Raw genomic sequence first — 21,290 nt, 5'->3', positions numbered from 1 at the left:
GCGCGTTCCGGCCCGGCCGCCGCCGGGCCGGAACTCCACCGCCGGCCCGGACGTCGTCTGCCCGCCCGCGGCGATTCCATGCACCGGCCCCAACTCAGCCGGTCCGTACTGCCGTTCGGCACTCGAACGGACCGTGCGAGGATGACCCGCATGTGGTCCTCCCTCCCGCTCGGCGAGCGGCTGCGCGCAGAACTCGGCCCACCGCGCAAGGCCCGTCGCCTGGTCAGCAGCCCGCGCTCGCGGGTCTGGCGGGCCGAACTCTCCGGCAGGCCGGTCGTCGTGAAGCAACTGGTCGACTCGCCGGGCGCCGACGACCGCTTCGCCCGCGAGACCGCCGCGCTGGCCCTGGCCGGACTGGCCGGACTGGCCGGACTGGCCGGACCGGCCGGACCGGCCGCCGGCCCCGTCCGCCGCCGCGTGGTGCCCGCCGTGCTCGGCAGCGACCCCGCCGCGCGCCTGCTGGTGCTCGAACGCCTGGAGGACCGCACCCCCGGCCCCGGCTGGCAGATCGACTACGCCACCGCCCTGGCCGGGCTGCACGCCAGCGCCCCCGCCGACCTGGACGACCTCGCCGGCACGGCCGCCGGCACCGCGCTGCCCGCCTGGACCGGGCCGACCGGGCGCGACCTCGGCTGCTTCCTCGCACTGGCCCGCACCCTCGACGTCCCCGCCCCGCCCGGCCTGCGCGCCGAGGCCGAGGCGCTGCTCGACCGGCTGTCCGCCACCCCCGCCCGGCACGCCCTGCTGCACGGCGACCCCTGCCCCGGCAATGACCTGCACACCGCCGACGGCGTCCGGTTCGTCGACTTCGAGCAGGCCTCGCTCGGCCCCGGCGCGGCCGAATTCGCCTACCTGCGGATCGGCTTCCCCACCTGCTGGTGCTCCACCGCCCCGCCCGCCGAGATCCTGGACGAGGCCGAGGCGGCCTACCGGACCGCCTGGCGCGCGGCCACCGGCACCGAGGCCGCGACCGCCGCCGAACTCGCCGACGCCTGCGCGGGCTGGCTGCTGCGCGGCGACGCCCTCGTCCCCAAGGCCGAGCGCGGCACCGCCGACCACCTGGCCCGCCTCTCCCACCGGGACTGGACCTGGGGCACCGCCACCGCCCGCCGCCGCCTGCTGCACCGCGTCCGCGCGGTCGCCGCCCTCGCCGACGCGGACACCGCCCTCCCGGTCTTCGGCCGCTTCTGCGCGACCCTCGCCGCCCGCATCCGCACCGCCTGGCCCGCCGCGGGACCGCTCCCGGCCGAACGCCCCTGACGGGCCGTCCGGCCGGGCCGCCCGGTGCCGCGGTTACGCGGCGCCGTCCTCGGCGAAGCCGGGGAGCCAGCGGAGGAGCTCCTCGTGCAGGCGGACGGTGGCGCCGAGTTGGCACAGGACGCCGATGGTGGAGAGGGTGACCCGGTGGATGAGCAGGTAGGAGGGCGGGAGGTTGAGCTGCTTGCCGAGGTTGTAGGCGGGGGAGCGCGGGTCGGCGATCCGGGCGGCCTGGGTGCGCATCCAGTCGCGGCTGAAGGTGAACTGCTCGGCGCGGGTGGGTTCGATGATCGGCACCAGGTAGTCGAGCACCGCGTCCGGGTCGAGTGAGATGGTGGGCCGGACGAAGCCCTCCTGCTTCAGCAGGTCGTAGACGGCGCCGGCATCTCCCGCCAGGGCCAGGCGCAGCGAGGTGCCGATCGGGCGGGGGAGGCCGCCGGGGAGGCGGTCGACGGTGCCGAAGTCGAGCACGCCGAGCTGCCAACTGGAGGCGGCGCGGCCGGTCTTGACCAGGCGGAAGTTGCCCGGGTGCGGGTCGGCGTGCAGCAGGCCGGTGCGGGCCGGGCCGGCGAACAGGAAGCGGGCGAGCAGCTGGCCGGCCCGGTCGCGTTCCGTCCGGGTGCCGTCCGAGATGACCTGGGAGAGCGGCTTGCCGTCCAGCCACTCGGTGACCAGTACCCGGCCGGACTGGGCGACCACCCGGGGCACCACGATGTCGGCGTCCCCGGCGAACTCCCGGGCGTGCAGCTGCTGGGACTCGGCCTCCAGCTCGTAGTCGAGCTCCTCGGTGACGCGCTCGCGCAGTTCGGCGATCAGCGGCTTGACGTCCACGCCGGGGATCAGCGGGCCCAGCATCCGGGCCAGCCGGGCGAGTTGGCCGAGGTCGCTGAGCAGGGCGTCGCCCGCGCCCGGGTACTGGATCTTGACCGCGACGTCCCGGCCGTCCTGCCAGACGGCGCGGTGGACCTGGCCGATCGAGGCTGCGGCGGACGGCTGGTCGGAGAAGAACCGGAAGTTGGCGGACCAGTCCTCGCCGAGGTCGGAGGCCAGCACCGAGTGCACGGTGCGGGTCGGCATGGCCGGGGCGGAGTCCTGGAGCTTGGTCAGCGCGGCCCGGTAGGGGCCCGCGACGTCCTCCGGGAGGGCGGACTCGAAGACCGACATGGCCTGTCCGAACTTCATCGCGCCCCCCTTCAACTTGCCGAGGGTGGCGAAGAGTTGCTCGGCGGTCTGGGCCTGGAGCTCGGCCGCGACCTCCTCCGCGGGCCGACCGCCGAGCCGCTTGCCCAGGCCCAGGGTGGCGCGGCCGGCGAAGCTCAGCGGCAGGGCCGCCAGCCGGGCCGTCCGGGAGACCGCCTTGCGCGGCATCTCAGACATCGGACGCCCCCGTCCCGACCGGCGCAGCGGCGCTCGCCGGGATGCCGGCGGCGGCCGGGGCGGCCCCGCGGTGCGGCGCCGCCGCAGGGCGCGGGCGGGCGACCGGTCGCGCCCTGCCGGTCACTGCCTTGCGCGGTAGATCGCTCACCGGACCTCCTGATCAGCCGGACCACCGGCGGCCCCCCGCCGGCGGTGGTGTGCGGACTTCCGGGGCCGCCCGACGGGCCCTCCCGACCGGGCCCCGCACTCCGGAGGCGGTGCACCGGGCAGGAACGTGCGGTGGATCGGCGGGGGTTCGCCGGACGGACCCGAAGGCACGTCCTAGGCCATTGTGCCCGCTTGGCCGGGCGTCACGGACTGCCAGAGGCAGCCGCAGTCGGGATGGCTGCGCAGCCGCAGCCGCCGCACCATGCCGTCGGCGGCGGACAGTTCGCACCAGCCGTCCACGCTCGGCGGCAGCACCCCGTCCAGGTAGAGCTGGACGTGCAGCGCGGCGAGCCCGGCGACGGAGGCGGCGACGGCGCTGTCGCAGGCCGGGGCGCGGGGCCGGCCGGGGCCCTCGTCGATCAGCTGGGCGAGCAGCCGGGGCCAGGCCTCGTCCTGGTCCCGCCGGGCCAGGGTGGCGCAGCTGCCGCAGGCGGAGGCGCCGGGGACGACCAACGGCCCGACCACGCCGAGGTGTTCGAGCACTCCGGTGTACAGGTGCGGGATGCCGGCGCGCATCAGCTCCTGGGCGTCGACGGCGGCGCCGGTGTACGCGGCGGAGCCGTCCCGCGGGGCGAGCACCACCAGGGTGGGCGGTGGGGGAGTGGCGGGCGGCCGCCGGTAGCGCTCGCCGACCGGGGCGCCGGTGGCCCGGTGCACCAGCTCGCGGGCGGCGGTGGCGCGCAGCCGCCCGATGTCGCCGGGCGGGAAGCCGCCGGGCGCGCAGTCCCGGGCGGCGACCCGGCCGCGGTCGATCACCGCCACCTCGCCGACGCCGCCGGCGGCCAGTGCGGTGCCGACGGCCGCCCCGACCCGCCCGGCGCCGCGCACCTCGACCCGGGCCCGGGCGCGGCCCTGCAGCACGGCGGCGGCCTCGCCGGGCGCGGGGTGCACCAGGGAGAGCGAGGAGAGGTCGGGGCCGAGCAGCTCGCCGCGGGCCGCGGGGTACAGCTTCAGCGCGCCGCGCACGGCCTCGGCGTCGTCCAGCAGTTCGCTCTGCGCGAGCGAGTCGAGCATGCCCTGGCAGTACTCGGCGGTCAGGCCGAGCCGTTGCCCGGCGCTGATCAGGGCGGGCCCGTCCCGGGTGCCGTCGATCAGCTCCAGGAACATGGCGAGCCTCCGGTCGACGCCCTCGATCAGCCGGGCGTGCCGTCGGACGGTGCCGAACTGCAGGGTCTGCTTCTCCCGCCAGAGCCGGGACAGGGCGGGCTTGAGCACGGGGCGCATGCGGGGCCTCCAAGGGTCGGTCTCCGGTGCCCCGGACGAAGCTTCCGGCCGCGGCGTCGGATCAACTGGTGACCGCAGCTTGCCCCCGACCCCGCGGACACGGAAATGCGTTGTCCACAGGCCCGGGGAGACCATCCGATCATCACCGTGCACAGCCTGTGGACAACGCAGCCGGGTGGTACCCGGGGCCGCGCCGTCCCGGTACCGGACTTCTGTCCCGGCGACGGGGTAACGTCCTGTGCCATGGCAGCCGAACCGGACTCCCATCGGTCGGCGTCGCGTCGGCGTGCCCGGGCAGCCTCCGGGTCCACGACCGCGGCGCCCGGCGCGCATGCCAGCACCGAGGCCGAACGGACCCGCGGCCCCGAGCGGGGCATCGACCGCAGCAAGGTCGAGGTGCGCCGCAGCGCCCGGCGCAGCCGCACCGTCTCCGCGTACCGCGAGGGCGACCGCACGGTGGTGCTGATCCCGGCCCGGATGTCGCACGCCGAGGAGCAGCGCTGGGTGGCGCAGATGCTCGACAAGCTGGCCGCGCAGGAGAAGCGCCGGGTGCTCGGCGACGAGGCGCTGCAGGCCCGGGCCGCCGAACTCTCCCGGCTGTACCTGGGCGGCCGCGCCGAGCCCGACCACGTCCGCTGGGTGACCAACCAGAACTCCCGCTGGGGCTCGTGCACCCCCAGCGAACGCACCATCCGGCTCTCCCACCGCCTCCAGGGCATGCCCGAGTACGTGGTGGACTACGTGTTGCTGCACGAACTCGCGCACCTGCTGGTCCCCGACCACGGCCCCCGGTTCTGGGCGCTGCTGGACGCCTACCCGCGCACCGAACGCGCCCGCGGCTACCTGGAGGGCGTCGCCTCCGCCGCCCGGCTGCCGCACATCCCGGGCGCCCGGAACACCTGATCAGGCACCCGGCACAGCCGGTCGGCCACCCGGAACGACGCGACCCCCGCCGGCCCGTCCGGGCCCGCAGGGGTCGTCGGCGCGGGGACCGCCGAAGCCGGAGAAGCCGCGGCAGTGGTGGCTAGACCAGCGTCCGGGCCCGCGCCACCAGGTCGCGCACCGACCGGTCGGTGTCGGCCGGCAGCTCGTCCCAGCCGAACCAGCGCAGGTCCAGCGACTCCTCGCTGATCAGCTCGCGCGCCCCGGCCGGGGCCAGGGCGACGTACTGCACATCCAGGTGGACGTTCTCGGGCTTGTCCTTGCCCAGGCAGCGCACGTGGTGCCGGTCCAGCTTCACCGGCGCGGTGCGGCCGTCGACGGCGAGCACCTCCAGGGCGGCGATGCCGGACTCCTCGACGGCCTCGCGCAGCGCCGCCGCGGCCAGCGTCTCGTCGCCGGGCTCGCAGTGGCCGCCCATCTGGAGCCACCTGCCGACCTTGGGGTGCAGCGTCAGCAGCACCCGCCCCTCGGCCGGGTCGACCACCAGGGCGCTGGCGGTGATGTGGCCGGGCAGGCAGGCCCGCCACAGGCCGTCGGGGTGGGCCGCCAGGTGCGCCAGGTAGTCGCGGCGCAGCTCCTGCTGGCCGTCCCCGTCGGGCGTCCAGTCGGTCAGCGCGCGGACGGCGTCGGTGTGCAGCGACGTCACTTGGCGCCGCCCTCCCGACCGTCCTCGTCGCCGTCCCGGTCCGCGGCGGGGCCGTCGGCGGCGTCCTTGCCGCTGTCCTGCGGGTCGGCGCCGCCCTTGGTCAGGTCGGTCCTGCCGGAGGTGCCGCCGGCGGCCTCGCCGAGCAGCTTGTTCAGGGCGTCGAAATCGAAGCCGCCCTCGGCCTCGGCGGAGGTGTCGCGGTGCACGAAGCCGTCCGGGTCGTCCAGGTCGGCGGCGGTGGGGAGCATGTCGGGGTGGCTCCACAGCGCGTCGCGGCCCTCGACGCCGCGGGCGTCGGCGAGCGAGGCCCACAGGCGGGAGGCGTCGCGCAGGCGGCGGGGGCGCAGTTCGAGGCCGACCAGGGTGGCGAAGGTCTGCTCGGCGGGGCCGCCGGTGGCGCGGCGGCGGCGGAGCGTCTCGCGCAGCGCGGCGGCGTGCGGCAGGTGCGGCGCGGCGGCGGCGTGCACGACGGCGTCGACCCAGCCCTCGACCAGGGCGAGCGCGGTCTCCAGCCGGGCCAGCGCGGCCTTCTGGGCGGGGGTGTCCTCGGGCTGCAGCAGGCCGCCGGCGAGCGCCTCCTGCAGGGCCTCCGGGTTGGTGGGGTCGAGCTGGCCGACCAGCTCCTCCATCCGGGAGGTGTCGACCTTGATGCCGCGGGCGTACGCCTCGACCGCGCCGAACAGGTGCGCCCGCAGCCACGGCACGTGGGCGAACAGCCGCTGGTGGGCGGCCTCCCGCAGGGCCAGGTAGAGCCGGACCTCCTCGGCGGGCACGTTCAGCCCGTCGCCGAACTCGGCGATGTTCTGCGGCAGCAGTGCGGCCTTCCCGGCGGGGGCGAGCGGCAGGCCGACGTCGGTGGAGCCGAGCACCTCGGCGGCCAGCGCGCCCAGCGCCTGGCCGATCTGGGTGCCGAACATGGCGCCGCCCATGGAGCGCATCATGCCCATCAGCGGGCCGGCCATGGCCTGCATCTCCTCGGGCAGCACGCCGCCCATGGCGTTGCCGACCCGCTCGGCGACCGGGTCGACCAGGTCCTTCCAGACCGGCAGGGTGGCCTCGATCCACTCCGCGCGGCTCCACGCCACCGCCGCGGAGGAGGTGGAGGGGAACTCGGTCGCCGAGTCCAGCCACAGGTCGGCCAGCCGGACCGCCTCGGTGACGGCGGTGCGCTCGGCGGCGCCCACCGAGCGGTCCTTGGTCTTCCCCTCCGGCTGCTCGGCGACGACGGTCTGCCGGGCGATGTTCTTGGCCAGCTCCCAGTTCACCGGGCCGCCCTCGAACGAGAGCATCTGCCCGAGCTGCTGGAACGCCGCGCCCAGGTCGTTGGGGTTGAAGCCGCCCATCATCGCGGCGAACGGATTGTCCCCGCCCTGCCCGCCGCCGGGGCCGCCCATGCCGAACAGCGCCCCGAAGGGGTTTCCGGCACCGAAGCCGAACGGCTGCTGCGGGGTCGAGTCGCCCTGCTCGCCGTCCTTCTTGCCCTTGTTCTTGCCGTCCTCGGGCTCCTCGGGGGGAACGCCGAATCCGAAGGGGAGGTCGCTCACGGGGTCCTCGATCTGATCGGCCGTCACGCGGGTGGTGTGGCGGGAAATTCTGTGACCCGGAGGCTCCGGGCGGTTTCAATGGTCTCGCGGCCGACCGCGCCGGGTGCACCGCTGGGGCCGAGCCTCGGGCAGGATGGACAGTGCGTGACACTCGTACGTACGCACTTAAGCTAACCGTGGAGGATGGCCGGTGAGTTCCCCGCCTTCGGACGTTCGCTCTGGGCTGACCGAGGGCGAGGACGCGCCGGCCGACGCCGGTTCGCCGACTCCAGCCTACGGCGGCAAGCCGCTCACCGTGGCCGTCACCGGCGCGGCCGGCGTGCTCGGCGAGCGCGTCGCCCAGCGACTGGTGGCCTCCCCGCACGTGCGGCGGGTGCTCGCGGTGGACGACCGCCGCGGCGAGGTCCCCGGCGTGCAGTGGCGGGTGCTGGACGTGCGCGACCCGGCGGTGGCCGAGCGGCTGGCCGGCGTCGACGTGGTGGTGCACCTGGCGATGGACCTCGGCATGGAGTCCGACCCGCGCACCCGCAGCGCCTACAACGTGCGCGGCGCGCAGACCGTGGTGACCGCCGCGGCGGCGGCCGGTGTGCACCGGGTGGTGCTGTGCACCTCCGCGATGGTCTACGGGGCGCTGGCCGACAACGAGGTCCCGCTGGCCGAGGACTCCGAGCTGCGGGCCACCGAGGAGGCCTCGCTGGTCGGCGACCTGCTGGAGATCGAACGGCTGGCCCGCCGCGCCCCGCGCGCCCACCCGGGCCTGCAGATCACCGTGCTGCGCCCGGCGGTGGTGGTCGGCCCCGGCATCGACACCGTGCTCACCCGCCACTTCGAGGCCCCGCGCCTGCTGGTGGTGGCCGGCTCCCGCCCGTGCTGGCAGTTCTGCCACCTGGACGACCTGGCCTCGGCGCTGGAGTACGCGGCGCTCGGCCTGGTCGAGGGCGAGGTGACGGTCGGCTGCGACGGCTGGCTGGAGCAGGAGGACGTGGAGGAGCTGTCCGGGATCCGGCGGATGGAACTGCCGGCCTCGCTGGCGCTGGGCACCGCGGCCCGGCTGCACCGGCTCGGCCTGACCCCGGCCCCGGCCGGCGACCTCGCCTACACCATGTACCCGTGGGTGGTGTCCGGCAGCCGCCTGCACGAGGCGGGCTGGCGGCCCCGGCACACCAACGAGGAGGTGCTGGCCGAGCTGCTCGCCCAGGTCTCCGGCAAGCACGCGGTGGCCGGGCGCCGACTGGGCGGCAAGGAGGCCGCCACCAGCCTGGGTGCGGCCGGCGCGACGGTCGCCCTGATCGGCACGGCGGCGCTGGTCCGCCGGGCGCGCAAGCACCGCCGGATCTGACCCGCCGCCCCGGGGCCTGCCTTCGAGGACGGCAGCGTCGCGGGGCGGGAGGCGTCGGCCGGTGCCGGTGGCGATGCGGAATGATGGAGCCATGTCCGAGACCCACGACCCGATCCGGCTGCTCGCGATCCGCGAGACCCCGCTCTCCCTGGACGAGGTGCACGCCGCGGTCGGCGACGACGCGGCGGGCGGCACCACGCTGTTCGTCGGCACGGTGCGCGACCACGACGGCGGCAAGGCGGTCGAGGCGCTGGAGTACAGCGCCCACCCGACCGCGGTCCGGGAGCTGCGCCGGGTCGCCGAGAAGATCTGCGCGGACTTCCCGGTCCGGGCGCTGGCGGCGGTGCACCGCACCGGCCGGCTGGCGATCGGCGACGTCGCGGTGATCGTCGCGGTCTCCTGCCCGCACCGGGGCGAGGCGTTCGAGGCGTCGCGGCGGCTGATCGACGACCTCAAGCACGAGGTGCCGATCTGGAAGCACCAGGTGTTCGCCGACGGCGAGGAGGAGTGGGTCGGCGCGGGCTCCTGCTGAGCCGCCGTGTCCGTTCCGCGCCCCGCTCGTTCCCCGTTCGGCCGTACCCCGGGACGGTGAGCGCGCCACGCGTCCCGTAACCCGGACACCGCACGCGCCGTTCCCTGTGCAGGCGGTTAATCTGCTGATACACATGACGAGCCTGTGGGGAGTTCGAAGATGGCTGCGCTCGCCTGGTTGATCATTCCTGTGGTGGCCGGACTGCTGGCGTCGGTGTGGGCGGGGTGGGCGGCGCGGCCGCCGAGGTCCATCACCGACCCGTCCTCGCTCGCCGAGCACGAACGCTTCCGCGCCGCGATGGAACGCAACAGCGGCACCCGGCACCCCGGCGGCGAATAGCCGCTCGGCACGCCGGCCGAGGGGGAGGGTGCGGGCGCACCGGCTGTACACCGGGCCCCGCACTTCCCGTACTGTCGTGCCATGCCACGCCGATCGGCGACCATGCTCGCCGCCACCCTGCTGCTGATAGGCCTGCTCTGTGCCTCGGTCCTGATGAAGGTGCCGTTCACCGAGATGAGCCCGGGGCCGACGTACAACACCCTCGGCGTGCAGGACAAGACGGGCACCCCGGTGATCACCATCACCGGCCGCGAGACGTACCCGACCACCGGCCACCTGAACATGACGACGGTCCAGGTCACGGGGGCGAACTACCAGCCCAGCCTGGTCTCCGCGATCGTCGGCTGGATGCGCGGCGACGTGCTGGTGGTGCCGCACGACAACGTGTACCCGAAGGGCCAGACCGACCAGGAGGCCCAGCAGCAGAACGCCGAGGAGTTCGCCTCCTCCGAGGACAGCGCGAAGACCGCCGCCCTCAAGCAGCTGGACATCCCGGTCACCACCGAGATCATCGTCTCCTCGGTGGTCTCCGGCGGCCCGTCCGAGGGCAAGCTGCACGCCGGCGACCAGATCGTCGCGGTGGACGGGGTGGCGATCACCGGCCGCAGCCAGGTCGCCGAGCAGGTGATGAAGCACAAGCCCGGCGAGACCGCCGTGTTCACCGTGGTCCCGCACGCCAAGGCCGGCCCGACGCCGAACCCGGCGGACGAGGTGCAGGTGCCCATCACCACCGCGAAGGCGCCGGACGAGGACCGGGCGATCGTCGGCATCACGCCCGGCGTCGACCACGTCTACCCGTTCAAGATCGACATCGGCCTGCAGGACGTCGGCGGTCCGAGCGCCGGCCTGATGTTCGCCCTCGGCATCGTCGACAAGCTGACCCCCACCGACCTCACCGGCGGCAAGTTCGTGGCGGGCACCGGCACCATCGACGACGACGGCGCGGTCGGGCCGATCGGCGGCATCCAGATGAAGCTGATCGCCGCCCGCGACAAGGGCGCCGAGTACTTCTTCACCCCCGCGGACAACTGCGCCGAGGCGATGAACGGCACGCCGTCGGGCCTCACGCTGGTCAAGGTCGACAACCTGGCCGGGGCGGTGAAGGCGCTGGACTCCATCCGGAGCGGGGACAAGGCGGCGCTGCCCAGCTGCAAGAACTGAGCGCGAGAACAGGGGCGCGTGGGGGGTGTGCCCCCACGCGCCCCTGGTGGTGCGCCGGTTACTGGAAGGTGGCCAGCAGGGCCTGGGTCAGGTTGGGGACCAGGTCCGGGCCGGTGAGGACCTCGCGGGGGCTGTCCTTCTCGCGCAGGCGCAGGGCGATCTCGCGGGAGCCGTCGCGCAGGACCGCGGCGGTGATCCGGACCTCCTGGCGCTGCGGGTGGGCGGCGACCCAGTCGTTGATCTCCTGCTCGGTGGCGTTCTTCGGCCGGGAGGCCTCGGCGCCGGGCGGGAGCATCAGGCGCTCGACCACCAGGGCGCAGCCGACCACGCCGTCGGGCCAGGCGATGGTGCCCAGGAAGCGGTCGAGCTCGGTGCCCGGGGGGATCTCCTCCTGCTCGACCGGGGTGAGGCCGGTCGGGTTCTCGTCCAGGCCGAGCTGCGTGGCGAGCCGCGGATTGGCCTTGCGCATCTGGGCGTTGTCGACCAGGGCGAACAGGCGGGCGGGGAGGTCCCAGCCGAGGGTGGCGGCGTGCTCGTCGATCTCCAGCGCGGCCCGGGTGAGCGGGGTGGCGGCGGGCATGCCGGCGGCGGCGGAGGTCAGGTCAGGGGAGTCGGACATGGGGCCATCCTCACATGTCCGGGGGGGCCGTCTCCAACTCCGACGCATTGTCCGGGAACTCCGGTAAAGACTGTTTAAGTTGCACTGGAGACCGGTGTGCGCCCGTCCACGGCGCGGCATCGTCATCCCCAACGACGACAACAGCTGAGGTGGCATCTTGACCTTCCAGATGCCGGATCGAACAGGTCCGGGTTTTCGAGCGAGAGTCGGGCCGCCGTCCCGCCGGGCGAAGGTGCTGCTGCTGACGGCGGGCGTGCTGGCGGCGCTGTTCCTGCTGTTCGTCATGTTCGCGGGGCTGTGGACGGACTGGCTGTGGTTCAGGTCGGTCTCGTACGGGTCGGTGTTCACCTCGCAACTGGGCGCGAAGGTCGGCCTGTTCGCGGTGTTCGGGCTGCTGATGGCGCTGGTGGTCGGGTTCAACCTGTGGCTGGCGTACCGGCTGCGGCCGCCGCTGGCCGCGATGTCGGTGGAGCAGCAGAGCCTGGACCGCTACCGGATGGGCGTGGCGCCGTTCCGCAAGTGGCTGCTGATCGGCCTGTCGCTGCTGGTCGGCCTGGCGGCCGGCACCGCCGCGGGCGGGCAGTGGCGGACCTGGATGCTGTGGCTCAACGGGACCTCGTTCGGGCAGAAGGACAGCCAGTTCCACCTGGACGTCTCGTTCTACGCGTTCGACCTGCCCTGGTACGAGTTCCTGCTGGGCTTCGCGTTCAGCGCGGTGATCGTGTCGCTGATCGCGGCGACGGCCGTGCACTACCTGTACGGCGGCCTGCGGCTGCAGGGTCCGGGCCGCCGGGCGAGCGCCGGGGCGCAGGGCCATCTGGCCGTGCTGCTGGGCGTGTTCGTGCTGCTGAAGGCGGTGGCGTACTGGCTGGACCGGTACGCGCTGGCGGTGAAGAGCGAGTCCTACAAGGGCGTTGAGGGCTGGACGGGTCTGCGGTACGTGGACGCGAACGCGTTCCTGCCGGCCAAGACGATCCTGTTCTTCGTGGCGATCATCTGTGCGGCGCTGTTCTTCCTGACGCCGATCCGGCGGACCTGGGCGCCGGCGCTGATCGGCTTCGGACTGATGGCGCTGTCGGCGGTGCTGGTCGGCGGGCTGTACCCGGCGATCGTGCAGCAGTTCCAGGTCAAGCCGAACGAGCAGGCCAAGGAGACGCCGTACATCCAGAAGAACATCGACGCGACCCGGCAGGCCTACGGCATCGCCGACGCCGACGTCACGCAGTACAAGCCGATCGACGCCACGAAGCCGGAGAAGCTGCAGCAGGACGCGCAGACCATCTCCGACATCCGCCTGCTGGACCCGAACGTGGTCTCGCCGACGTTCCAGCAGAACCAGGCGCTGCGGCAGTACTACGCGTTCCCGAAGACGCTGGACGTCGACCGGTACGGCGACCAGGACACCGTGCTGGGCGTCCGCGAGCTGGACCTGACGGGCGTTCAGCAGCGCAACTTCATCAACGACCACTTCAAGTACACCCACGGGTACGGCGTGGTCGCCGCCAAGGGCAACCAGGTCGACGCCAACGGCAACCCGGTCTACACCCAGCAGTCGCTGCCGACCACCGGGTCGATGGGCGACTACCAGCAGCGGGTGTACTACGGCGAGAAGTCCACCACGTACTCGGTGGTCGGCCCCGGCATGGACGAGATCGACTACACCCGGGACTCCGACCCGGACCGGACGTACCAGTACACCGGCGGCAGCGGCGTCTCGCTGGACAACCCGCTGACCCGGGCCGCGTACGCGGTGAAGTTCGCCGAGCCGCAGCTGCTGTACTCGGGCGCGATCAAGGACGGCGCGAAGATCCTCTACGACCGCACGCCGAAGGAGCGGGTCGAGAAGGTCGCGCCGTGGCTGTCGATCGACGCCGACCCGTACCCGGTGGTGGAGGACGGCCGGCTGGTGTGGGTGCTGGACGGCTACACCACGTCCGACGGCTTCCCGTTCGCGTCCAAGACGGTCCTCGGCGACGCCACCAAGGACTCGCTGACCGACCAGCGCGGCCGCACCCTGACCGCCGTCAACGAGGTCAACTACATCCGCAACTCGGTGAAGGCCACGGTCGACGCGTACACCGGCGAGGTGACGCTCTACCAGTGGGACGAGGCCGACCCGGTGCTGAAGACCTGGATGAAGGCGTTCCCGGGATCGGTCCAGCCGAAGGCGGACATCCCGGCGGCGCTGCTGCCGCACCTGCGCTACCCGCAGGACATGTTCAAGGTGCAGCGCGACCTGCTCGGGATGTACCACATGACGGACGCCACGGCGTTCTTCAACGGCACCGACATCTGGGAGGTGCCGGTCGACCCGACCGTCAACGCCGACGAGGTGCAGCCGCCCTACTACCTGACGGTGCGGATGCCGGACGCCAAGGAGGCCAGCTTCTCGCTGACCACCTCGTTCGTGCCCTCGGGCCGGAAGAACCTGGCCGCGTTCATGACCGCGGACGCCGATCCCGGGCCGGACTACGGCAAGCTGCGGATCCTGCGGATGACGTCCGACTCGGGCGCGCTCGGCCCGGCGCTGACCCAGGCGAAGTTCAACTCCGACACCGACGTCGCCCACCAGCTCACCCTGCTCCGCAACGGCGCCGACTCCGACGTGGTCTACGGCAACCTGCTGACCCTGCCGGTCGGCGGCGGCATCCTCAACGTCGAGCCGGTGTACCTGGTGGCGCGCGGCGCGAAGGTGCCGGTGCTGAAGAAGGTGCTGGCGGTGTACGGCGACCACAACGTGGCGCTGGAGGACACCCTGGACAAGGCGCTGGCGAAGGTCCTCGGGAACGCCGCCGACGGGGCCACCACCCCGACCGCCCCGGCCGACCCGGGCAGCACCACGCCGACCCCGCCCAGCACGCCGACGACGCCCGCCCCGGGCGCCAACCCGGCGCTGGACAAGGCCCTGGCGGACGCCCAGAAGGCGTTCACCGACGGACAGAACGCGCTGAAGAACGGCGATTGGGCGGCGTACGGCCAGGCCCAGCAGGCGCTGCAGAAGGCGCTGAACGAGGCGCTGGCGGCCGAGCCGAAGAACGGGGCCACGCCGGCGCCGTCCGGGCAGCCGTCCGGTCCGCCGGCGCCGTCACCCACCGGCTGAGCTGGGAAAACCGATTTGTTGGTCCACCCCGTGATCGTGCTACAGTGGTTTCACCGACGCGGGGTGGAGCAGCTCGGTAGCTCGCTGGGCTCATAACCCAGAGGTCGCAGGTTCAAATCCTGTCCCCGCTACTCAGTAGCACGAAGGCCCGGAGGCATCAGCCTCCGGGCCTTCGCCGTTCCCTTTCGCCATTCCTCGGTGCAGACCCGTTGACACCCTCACTGGTCCAGTCCAATCTGAGTCGTGCCCATGACGAGCGGCCCCCACCGCTCGCCTCGTGGTGCTGCAACACGCATGCCAGCAACGGGAATTGATCGTTTTCTGCTTCCGTCTGCCGCTCTCCCCCGACCGGGTGTCGGACGGTGTTCCTGCATCCCCACGTGACAGGAGAGGCACATCCGCATGCACCGCAACAACCGAAGGGTCTGGGCCGTCACGGCCGCGGCCGCCACCCTGCTCGCCGGGGCGATGTCGCTGCTGGGCGCCCCCAGCGCGACCGCCGGACCGGCCAACACCACCGGCGCCCCCGCCACCAGCGGCGGTCTGAAGATCGCCTACTTCGACCAGTGGTCGATCTACCAGAACGCCTACTACCTGAAGAACGTCGACACCAACGGCATGGCAGGGAAGCTCGACTACCTGCTGTACGACTTCGCCAACATCCACCCGACCGACCTGACCTGCTTCGAGGCCAACTCGGCGGCGTCCCAGGACGAGAACAACCCGAACGCCGGCGACGGCGCGGGCGACTACTACGCCGACTACGCGAAGACCTTCGCCAACGGCAACAGCGTGGACAACTCCACCGACACCTGGAACCAGCCGCTGGCCGGCAACTTCCACCAGCTCCAGGAGCTGAAGGCCAAGTACCCGAAGCTGAAGGTCCTGCTGTCCATCGGCGGTTGGACGTACTCCAAGTACTTCTCCGACGCGGCGGCCACCGACGCCTCGCGCAAGAAGTTCGTCTCCTCCTGCGTCGACATGTTCATCAAGGGCAACCTGCCCGCCCAGGGCGGCTACGGCGGCCCCGGCACCGGCAAGGGCATCTTCGACGGCTTCGACATCGACTGGGAGTACCCGGGCGGCGGCGGCCACACCGGCAACCACTCCTCGCCCAACGACAAGCAGAACTTCACCGCGCTGCTCGCCGAGTTCCGCAACCAGCTCAACACCCAGGGCTCCGCCGACGGCAGGACCTACGCGCTGAGCGCCGCCCTGCCGGCCGGCCAGGACAAGATCCAGTACATCGAGACCGACAAGATCGCCCAGTACCTGACCTTCGCCGACCCGATGACGTACGACATGCACGGCGGCTGGGAGGCGCAGGGTCCGACCAACCACCAGACGCCGATCTACCAGAACCCCAACGACCCGTCGAACAACGTGCCGCCGGGCAACGCCAAGTACTCCATCGACGAGGCGATCAAGGCGTACACGGTCGGCGACCCCTCGTACGGCATCCCCGGCGGCTTCCCGGCCAACAAGCTCAACATGGGCGTCCCGCTGTACTACCGCGGCTGGACGGGCGTGGCGGCCGGCGCCAACCACGGACTGTTCCAGCCGGCCAGCGGGCCAGCGCAGGGCGCGCCCAACTCCGGCAACGTCGCGGGCGTCCGGATGTACAAGGAACTGCTGGGCGTCGTCGACAACCCCGGCTACACGTACTGGGACCCGGCCTCGCAGGCCTCGTACTTCTACGACGGCAACAACTTCTGGTCCGGTGAGACCGCCAAGTCCATCCAGGCCAAGATGGACTACGCGCACTGCAACGGCCTCGGCGGCTCGTTCGTGTTCTCGCTGTACGACGACCCGAACGCGGTGCTGCTCAACCCGCTGGTGACGGCGACCAACGGCTCGGCCGCCAACTGCCCGGCGCCGCCCGCCTCGCCCTCGCCGAGCGCGAGCAGCAGCACCGGCACCAGCCCGTCGCCGTCCACCTCGACGTCCTCCTCGCCCAGCGGCTCCCCGTCCGGCTCGCCGTCGGGCAGCCCGTCCTCCTCGCCGAGCGGACCCGGCGGCGGCATCGTCGCCAACCCCGGCCTGGAGTCCGGCGCGCTCAGCCCGTGGACCTGCGCCGGCAGCGGCGGCAGCGTGGTCTCCGGCGGCCACACCGGCTCGTACGCGCTGCAGGGCAACGCCAGTGCCGGCGACACCGCGCAGTGCCAGCAGACCGTGACCGTCAAGCCGAACACCACGTACACGCTGTCCGCCTGGGTGAAGGGCAACTACACCTACCTCGGCGTCACCGGCTCCGGGGCGGACAGTTCGACGTGGACCCCCGGTGGGAGCGCGTGGACCCAGCTGTCCACCAAGTTCACCACCGGAGCCTCGGTCACCTCGGTGACCGTCTGGGTGCACGGCTGGTACGGACAGGGCGCCTACCAGGCGGACGACTTCACCGTCAGCTGACCGATCGTCACCACGCTTGCGGCGAAGGCCCGGAGGGAAACACCCTCCGGGCCTTCGCCCTTGCGTGCGCGGAGAGTTGATCGACTCCGGTACGATGCGTGGCCGGGGTTTGTGGCGCCCAGTGTCGGGAAATCGACAAAGCGCTGAAGCAATCTCGCCGGGCTTCGGCCCCGCTCCGCCAAAACGGACGGAGCAGGTGTACGAGGGCTGCGGGTGATGCGACGATGGACCACGAGGGGGACGCGGCACGGCCATTGACAGGCCGTCCGATCCGGCGTGACCCCTGGGGGGACCACCCCGGGCCGACGGCCGGGGGCGAATGCCGCGACACTCGGGGGGAGCGGGAGTCGGCATGAAACTCATCGGCAGGAACGGGACAGGAGAACGACTGGCGGCCAGCAGCACCACGGACACCGACACCGGTGCCCGACCCACCGTCCAGTCGGGCAGCAGCCTGCCCGCACAGCGCACCACCGCCGGCAACGGCAGCCTCGCCGCGTCCGGCTACGGCCCCGACAGCCTCGTCCACCTGACCGCCGACCAGGTCGTCGCCACCGCCTCCGCCCGCGACCTGCTGGAGAGCGACGACGGCGACGACAGCTTCGAAACCGCCCTCGCCGCCCGCGAACAGGCCGCGCTCGAAGCCCGCCACCGCGGCTCCGCCGACGCCGGCGACCCCGGCGCCGCCAGCCAGCTCGGCGCCCTCCTGCTGCGCCGCGGCGACCTCCAGGACGCCGAACCCTACCTGCGCACCGCCGCCGCGGCCGGCCTGCGCGCCGCCGCCAACAACCTCGGCGTCCTGCTCCACCAGCAGGGCCACCGCGCCGAAGCCGCCCAGTGGTGGCGGCAGGCCGCCGTCGCCGGCTCCGCGCCCGCCGCCCACGCCCTCGGCCTGCAACTGCGCGACCAGGGCGAGGAGGAGGCCGCCGAGTACTGGCTGCACTTCGCCGCCGAACAGGGCCACCCGCTCGGCGCCTACGCCCTCGGCGACCTGATGGAACACCGCCGCGACGTCCGCGCCGAACGCTGGTTCAAGGCCGCCGCCGACTCCGGCCACCGCGAAGCCGCCTACCGCCTCGCCCGGATGCGCGAAGCCGCCGGCGACAAGGAGACCGCCGAGACCTGGTACCGCACCGCCGCCGCCCGCAGCCACGCCCGCGCCGCGCTGCGCCTCGGCGTCCTCCTCGAAGCCCGCGGCGACCTCGACGAAGCCGCCCGCTGGTACCGGCAGTCCGCGCAGAACGGCGAAGCCCGCGCCGCCTGCGCGCTCGGCTTCCTGCTGCGCGACGCCGGCGACCCCGCCGCCGCCGCCGAATGGTGGCAGGAGGCCGCCGAGGCCGGCGACGGCACCGCCGCCAACGCGCTCGGCGCACTGCACGCCGGCCGCGGCGAGAACGCCGTCGCCGAACGCTGGTACCGCGCCGCGCTCGACGCCGGCGACCACAACGGCGCGTTCAACCTCGGCCTGCTGTGCGCCGGCGCCGGCCGCGACACCCAGGCCGAGCAGTGGTACCGCCGCGCCGCCTACGCCGGGCACCGCGAAGCCTGCAACGCGCTCGCCGTCATGCTGCTCCAGCGCGGCGACGAGTCCGGCGCCGAACCCTGGTTCTCCAAGGCCGCCGAAGCCGGCTCCGTCGACGGCGCGTTCAACCTCGGCGTGCTGCACGCCGGCCGCGGCGAGACCCGGCAGGCCCAGGAGTGGTACGCCCGCGCCGCGGCCGAGGGCCACGGCGAAGCGGCCCTGCAACTCGCCGTCGTCCAGGAGCAGCGCGGCAACCTCACCGGCGCGCTCGACCGCTACCGGCAGGCCGCCGAAGGCGGCTCCGCGGAGGGCGCGTTCCGGCTCGCCTCGCTGCTCGACCGGCGCGGGGACGCCGACGCGGACGCCGAGCACTGGTACGCGGTCGCGGCCGACGCGGGACACCTGCGCGCGCAGGTGCGGATGGGCGTCCGGGCCGCGGAGCGGGGCGCCCTGCAGATCGCCGAGAGCTGGTACCGGCGCGCGGCCGAGGGCGGGAGCCGCAGCGCGGCGTTCAACCTCGGGCTGCTGCTGGCCCGTCAGGACTCCGAGGCCGAGGCGATGCTCTGGTACACCCGGGCCGCGGACGCCGGCCACGGGCGCGCCGCCCTCCGGCTGGCGCTGCTCGCCCTCCGGCGGGGGGAGGCCGTGCAGGCCGAGAACTGGTGCCGACGGGCGGCCGAGTACGGGCCCGCGGAGGTCGCGGAGCGGGCGGGGCGGCTGCTGGAGGCGATGACCGCGGAGCTCAGCGCGTAGCGACGAGCGGGGAGCGCCCCGGTCCAGGCGTCCTCACACGCTCAGCGAGCGCAGCGCCGCCTCGTGGAGGATGCCGTTGGTGGCGACCGCGTCCGCGCCGGTGGGGCCGTCGATGCCGTCGAGGCCGGTGAAGCGGCCGCCGGCCTCCTGGACGACGATGCAGGGGGCGGCCATGTCCCAGAGGGAGAGTTCGGGTTCGGCGGCGATGTCGACGGCGCCCTCGGCGACCATCATGTAGGACCAGAAGTCGCCGTAGGCGCGGGTGCGCCAGCAGATCCTGGTGAGGTCGAGGAAGGCGTCGAGGCGGGCGCGCTCCTCCCAGCCGCTGAGGGAGGAGAAGGAGAGCGAGGCGTCGGCGAGGCGGGAGACCTTGGAGACGTGGATGCGCTGGGCCTTGGCGAGGCTGCGGCCGGCGAACGCGCCGAGGCCCTTCGCGGCCCACCAGCGGCGGCCGAGCGCGGGGGCGGAGACGATGCCGACGACGGGGGCGAACTCGCCGTCGGGCTGTTCCTCGAGGAGGGCGACCAGGGTGGCCCAGACCGGGACGCCGCGGACGTAGTTCTTGGTGCCGTCGATCGGGTCGATGACCCAGCGGCGCGGGCCGGAGCCCTGCAGGCCGTACTCCTCGCCCATCACCGCGTCGCGCGGGCGGGCTCGTTGCAGGACGGAGCGGACGAGTTCCTCGGCGGCCTTGTCGGCGTCGCTGACCGGCGTCAGGTCGGGCTTGGTCTCGACCTTCAGGTCGAGCGCCTTGAAGCGTTCCATGGTCACCGAGTCGGCCGAGTCGGCGAGGACGTGGGCGAGTCGGAGGTCGTCGTGGTAGTCGGCCATGCCCCGAACCCTAGCGGACTCAGTGACCCGAGCCGCTGAGCTGAAGGCCGATCACGCCCGCGATGACCAGGCTGACCGAGACCAGCTTGAGGGCGGAGGAGGACTCCTCCAGGAAGACGATCCCGTACAGCGCGGTGCCGGCCGCGCCGATGCCGGTCCACACCGCGTAGGCGCTGCCCACCGGGAGGGTCTTCAGGGAGAGGGTGAGCAGCCCGAAGGAGCCGAGGGCGAAGAGGCAGAAGCTGATGGTGGGCCAGAGCCTGGTGAAGCCGTGGCTGAGCTTGAGGTTGACCGCGAATCCCGTTTCCAGCAGACCGGCGAGGATCACCATGGCCCATGCCATCCGGTTGACTCCCTGTCAGATAGGACGGTGTGACCTTCCTATCGTTACCCAGTGGGCAGGGCCGGGCGACTCGTCGGTCGGTGAACTCTCAGTCCCCCTCGTGGGCTTCCCGGGTGGCGAGCAGGCGGCGCAGCGAGTACAGCCGGGCCGGCTCGGCGTGGCCGTCGGCGACCCAGGCGTCCAGCGCGCAGTCCGGCTCGTCGTGGGAGCAGGCGCGCGGGCAGTCCTCGGTGCCGGGTTCGAGGTCGGGGAAGGCGTGGATGACCCGGGACGGGTCGATGTGGGACAGGCCGAACGACCGGAAACCGGGGGTGTCGATCACCCAGCCCGGATCGAGGGCCTTGCGGGAGCCGGGCTTCGCCCCGGGCGGCGGGGGCAGCCGCAGGGCGAGCGCGGAGACGGTGGTGTGCCGGCCGCGGCCGGTGACGGCGTTGACGTGGCCGGTGGTCCGCTGCCGCTCCGGGACGAGCGCGTTGACCAGGGTGGTCTTGCCGACGCCGGAGTGCCCGATGAACACCGTGGTCCTCCCGCGCAGGTGCTCCCGGACGGCCTCCGCCCCGGTGGTGGCCAGCTCGTCGTGCCGTGTCACCACGTAGTCGATGCCGAGCGGCGCGTACGACTCCAGCAGCTCGTCGGCCGGCGCCAGGTCGGACTTGGTGAGCACCAGCAGCGGCTCCATCCCGGCGTCGTACGCGGCGACCAGGCAGCGGTCGATCAGCCGGGGGCGCGGCTCCGGGTTGGCGAGCGCGGTGACGATGGCCAGCTGCTCGGCGTTGGCGACGACGATCCGCTCGTACGGGTCGTCGTCGTCCGCGGTGCGGCGCAGCACCGAGGTGCGCTCCTCGACGCGGACGATCCGGGCCAGCGTGTCGGGGGCCCCGGAGAGGTCGCCGACCAGGTTGACGACGTCGCCGACGACGACGCCCTTGCGGCCGAGTTCGCGGGCCTTCATCGCGGTGACCAGGCGTTCGTCCTTGGTCCCGCCGTCGACCAGGCAGGTCATCCGGCCCCGGTCCACGGTGAGGACCATCGCCGCGTCGGCGTCCTCGTGCTTGGGCCGGATGCGGGTGCGGGGGCGGGAGCCCCGGCGGCCCGGGCGGCTGCGGATGTCGTCCTCGTCGGCGTCCTTGCCGTAGCGGCGCATG

The 21,290-nt window shown here is 73.3% G+C and carries 17 protein-coding genes and 1 tRNA gene; 10 read left to right on the top strand and 8 right to left on the bottom strand.

Translation table 11 applies throughout. The annotated features are described in order from the left end of the window. The first annotated feature begins 150 nt into the window (after positions 1 to 150). Complete coding sequence (locus tag ACFV1L_RS27755; protein WP_380370695.1) at positions 151 to 1,260, top strand: phosphotransferase; 1,110 nt, start codon at positions 151 to 153, stop codon at positions 1,258 to 1,260. A gap of 33 nt (positions 1,261 to 1,293) precedes the next feature. Here ACFV1L_RS27755 and ACFV1L_RS27750 read toward each other — a convergent pair whose 3' ends face one another. Together ACFV1L_RS27750 and ACFV1L_RS27745 are read right to left on the bottom strand one after the other, a co-directional pair. Continuing rightward, positions 1,294 to 2,634 carry an ABC1 kinase family protein gene (locus tag ACFV1L_RS27750; RefSeq protein ID WP_380370686.1) on the bottom strand — a complete coding sequence of 447 codons (1,341 nt, stop codon included), beginning with the start codon at positions 2,632 to 2,634 and terminating at the stop codon, positions 1,294 to 1,296. A gap of 321 nt (positions 2,635 to 2,955) precedes the next feature. Next, positions 2,956 to 4,065: a ThiF family adenylyltransferase gene (locus ACFV1L_RS27745; protein ID WP_380370683.1), complete on the bottom strand. Its 1,110-nt coding sequence runs from the start codon at positions 4,063 to 4,065 to the stop codon at positions 2,956 to 2,958. Positions 4,066 to 4,308: 243 nt separating this feature from the next. Between ACFV1L_RS27745 and ACFV1L_RS27740 the strand changes: the two genes are divergently transcribed. Next, positions 4,309 to 4,968, top strand: a complete 660-nt coding sequence (locus tag ACFV1L_RS27740) for a M48 family metallopeptidase (protein WP_380370681.1) — start codon at positions 4,309 to 4,311, stop codon at positions 4,966 to 4,968. Between the two features lie 121 nt (positions 4,969 to 5,089). On the opposite strand, the gene ACFV1L_RS27735 is transcribed toward ACFV1L_RS27740, so the two are convergent. Both ACFV1L_RS27735 and ACFV1L_RS27730 read right to left on the bottom strand, forming a co-directional pair. Continuing rightward, positions 5,090 to 5,653, bottom strand: a complete 564-nt coding sequence (locus ACFV1L_RS27735) for an NUDIX hydrolase (RefSeq protein WP_380370678.1) — start codon at positions 5,651 to 5,653, stop codon at positions 5,090 to 5,092. Next, positions 5,650 to 7,197 carry a zinc-dependent metalloprotease gene (locus tag ACFV1L_RS27730; protein WP_380370692.1) on the bottom strand — a complete coding sequence of 516 codons (1,548 nt, stop codon included), beginning with the start codon at positions 7,195 to 7,197 and terminating at the stop codon, positions 5,650 to 5,652. Before ACFV1L_RS27730 ends, ACFV1L_RS27735 begins: the two co-directional genes overlap by 4 nt. Before the next feature lie 190 nt (positions 7,198 to 7,387). Between ACFV1L_RS27730 and ACFV1L_RS27725 the strand changes: the two genes are divergently transcribed. The 4 genes from ACFV1L_RS27725 (at position 7,388) to ACFV1L_RS27710 (ending at position 10,568) form a co-directional block, all read left to right on the top strand. Then, positions 7,388 to 8,536: an NAD-dependent epimerase/dehydratase family protein gene (locus ACFV1L_RS27725; RefSeq protein ID WP_380370676.1), complete on the top strand. Its 1,149-nt coding sequence runs from the start codon at positions 7,388 to 7,390 to the stop codon at positions 8,534 to 8,536. Between the two features lie 91 nt (positions 8,537 to 8,627). Then, positions 8,628 to 9,068 (top strand): molybdenum cofactor biosynthesis protein MoaE, encoded by a 441-nt coding sequence (locus ACFV1L_RS27720; RefSeq protein WP_380370673.1) that lies wholly within the window; start codon positions 8,628 to 8,630, stop codon positions 9,066 to 9,068. Positions 9,069 to 9,227: 159 nt separating this feature from the next. Further along, positions 9,228 to 9,407, top strand: coding sequence for a hypothetical protein (locus ACFV1L_RS27715; protein WP_380370670.1), 180 nt, complete (start codon positions 9,228 to 9,230; stop codon positions 9,405 to 9,407). 81 nt (positions 9,408 to 9,488) lie between these two features. Next, positions 9,489 to 10,568, top strand: a complete 1,080-nt coding sequence (locus ACFV1L_RS27710) for a PDZ domain-containing protein (RefSeq protein ID WP_380370668.1) — start codon at positions 9,489 to 9,491, stop codon at positions 10,566 to 10,568. Between the two features lie 58 nt (positions 10,569 to 10,626). Here ACFV1L_RS27710 and ACFV1L_RS27705 read toward each other — a convergent pair whose 3' ends face one another. Continuing rightward, the gene (locus ACFV1L_RS27705; RefSeq protein ID WP_380370666.1) at positions 10,627 to 11,187 is read right to left on the bottom strand and encodes a PPA1309 family protein; all 561 of its coding nucleotides are present in this window, start codon (positions 11,185 to 11,187) and stop codon (positions 10,627 to 10,629) included. Between the two features lie 169 nt (positions 11,188 to 11,356). Between ACFV1L_RS27705 and ACFV1L_RS27700 the strand changes: the two genes are divergently transcribed. The 4 genes from ACFV1L_RS27700 (at position 11,357) to ACFV1L_RS27685 (ending at position 18,971) form a co-directional block, all read left to right on the top strand. Beyond that, positions 11,357 to 14,287: a UPF0182 family protein gene (locus tag ACFV1L_RS27700; protein WP_380370690.1), complete on the top strand. Its 2,931-nt coding sequence runs from the start codon at positions 11,357 to 11,359 to the stop codon at positions 14,285 to 14,287. Between the two features lie 57 nt (positions 14,288 to 14,344). Beyond that, positions 14,345 to 14,418 (top strand) — tRNA-Met (locus ACFV1L_RS27695). 271 nt (positions 14,419 to 14,689) lie between these two features. Further along, a complete protein-coding gene (locus ACFV1L_RS27690) occupies positions 14,690 to 16,696 on the top strand; it encodes a glycosyl hydrolase family 18 protein (protein ID WP_380370664.1) in 2,007 nt (668 codons plus the stop codon). A 352-nt stretch (positions 16,697 to 17,048) separates the two neighbouring features. After that, on the top strand, positions 17,049 to 18,971 hold the full coding sequence (locus ACFV1L_RS27685) for a tetratricopeptide repeat protein (protein WP_380370661.1): 1,923 nt from the start codon (positions 17,049 to 17,051) through the stop codon (positions 18,969 to 18,971). A gap of 33 nt (positions 18,972 to 19,004) precedes the next feature. Here ACFV1L_RS27685 and hisN read toward each other — a convergent pair whose 3' ends face one another. The 3 genes from hisN to rsgA all read right to left on the bottom strand — a co-directional run bounded on the left by hisN (position 19,005) and on the right by rsgA (position 21,289). Then, positions 19,005 to 19,802 (bottom strand): histidinol-phosphatase, encoded by a 798-nt coding sequence (hisN, locus tag ACFV1L_RS27680; protein ID WP_380370659.1) that lies wholly within the window; start codon positions 19,800 to 19,802, stop codon positions 19,005 to 19,007. 19 nt (positions 19,803 to 19,821) lie between these two features. Further along, positions 19,822 to 20,145, bottom strand: coding sequence for a DMT family transporter (locus ACFV1L_RS27675; protein ID WP_380370656.1), 324 nt, complete (start codon positions 20,143 to 20,145; stop codon positions 19,822 to 19,824). Positions 20,146 to 20,233: 88 nt separating this feature from the next. Further along, the gene (gene rsgA, locus ACFV1L_RS27670; protein ID WP_380370653.1) at positions 20,234 to 21,289 is read right to left on the bottom strand and encodes a ribosome small subunit-dependent GTPase A; all 1,056 of its coding nucleotides are present in this window, start codon (positions 21,287 to 21,289) and stop codon (positions 20,234 to 20,236) included. Position 21,290: the final 1 nt, after the last annotated feature.

The sequence above is a fragment of the Kitasatospora sp. NPDC059646 genome, assembly GCF_042734615.1.
Taxonomy (GTDB): domain Bacteria; phylum Actinomycetota; class Actinomycetes; order Streptomycetales; family Streptomycetaceae; genus Kitasatospora.
Note: the sequence above shows the minus strand (reverse complement) of the source record. Positions and strands in the feature narration are given on the sequence as shown.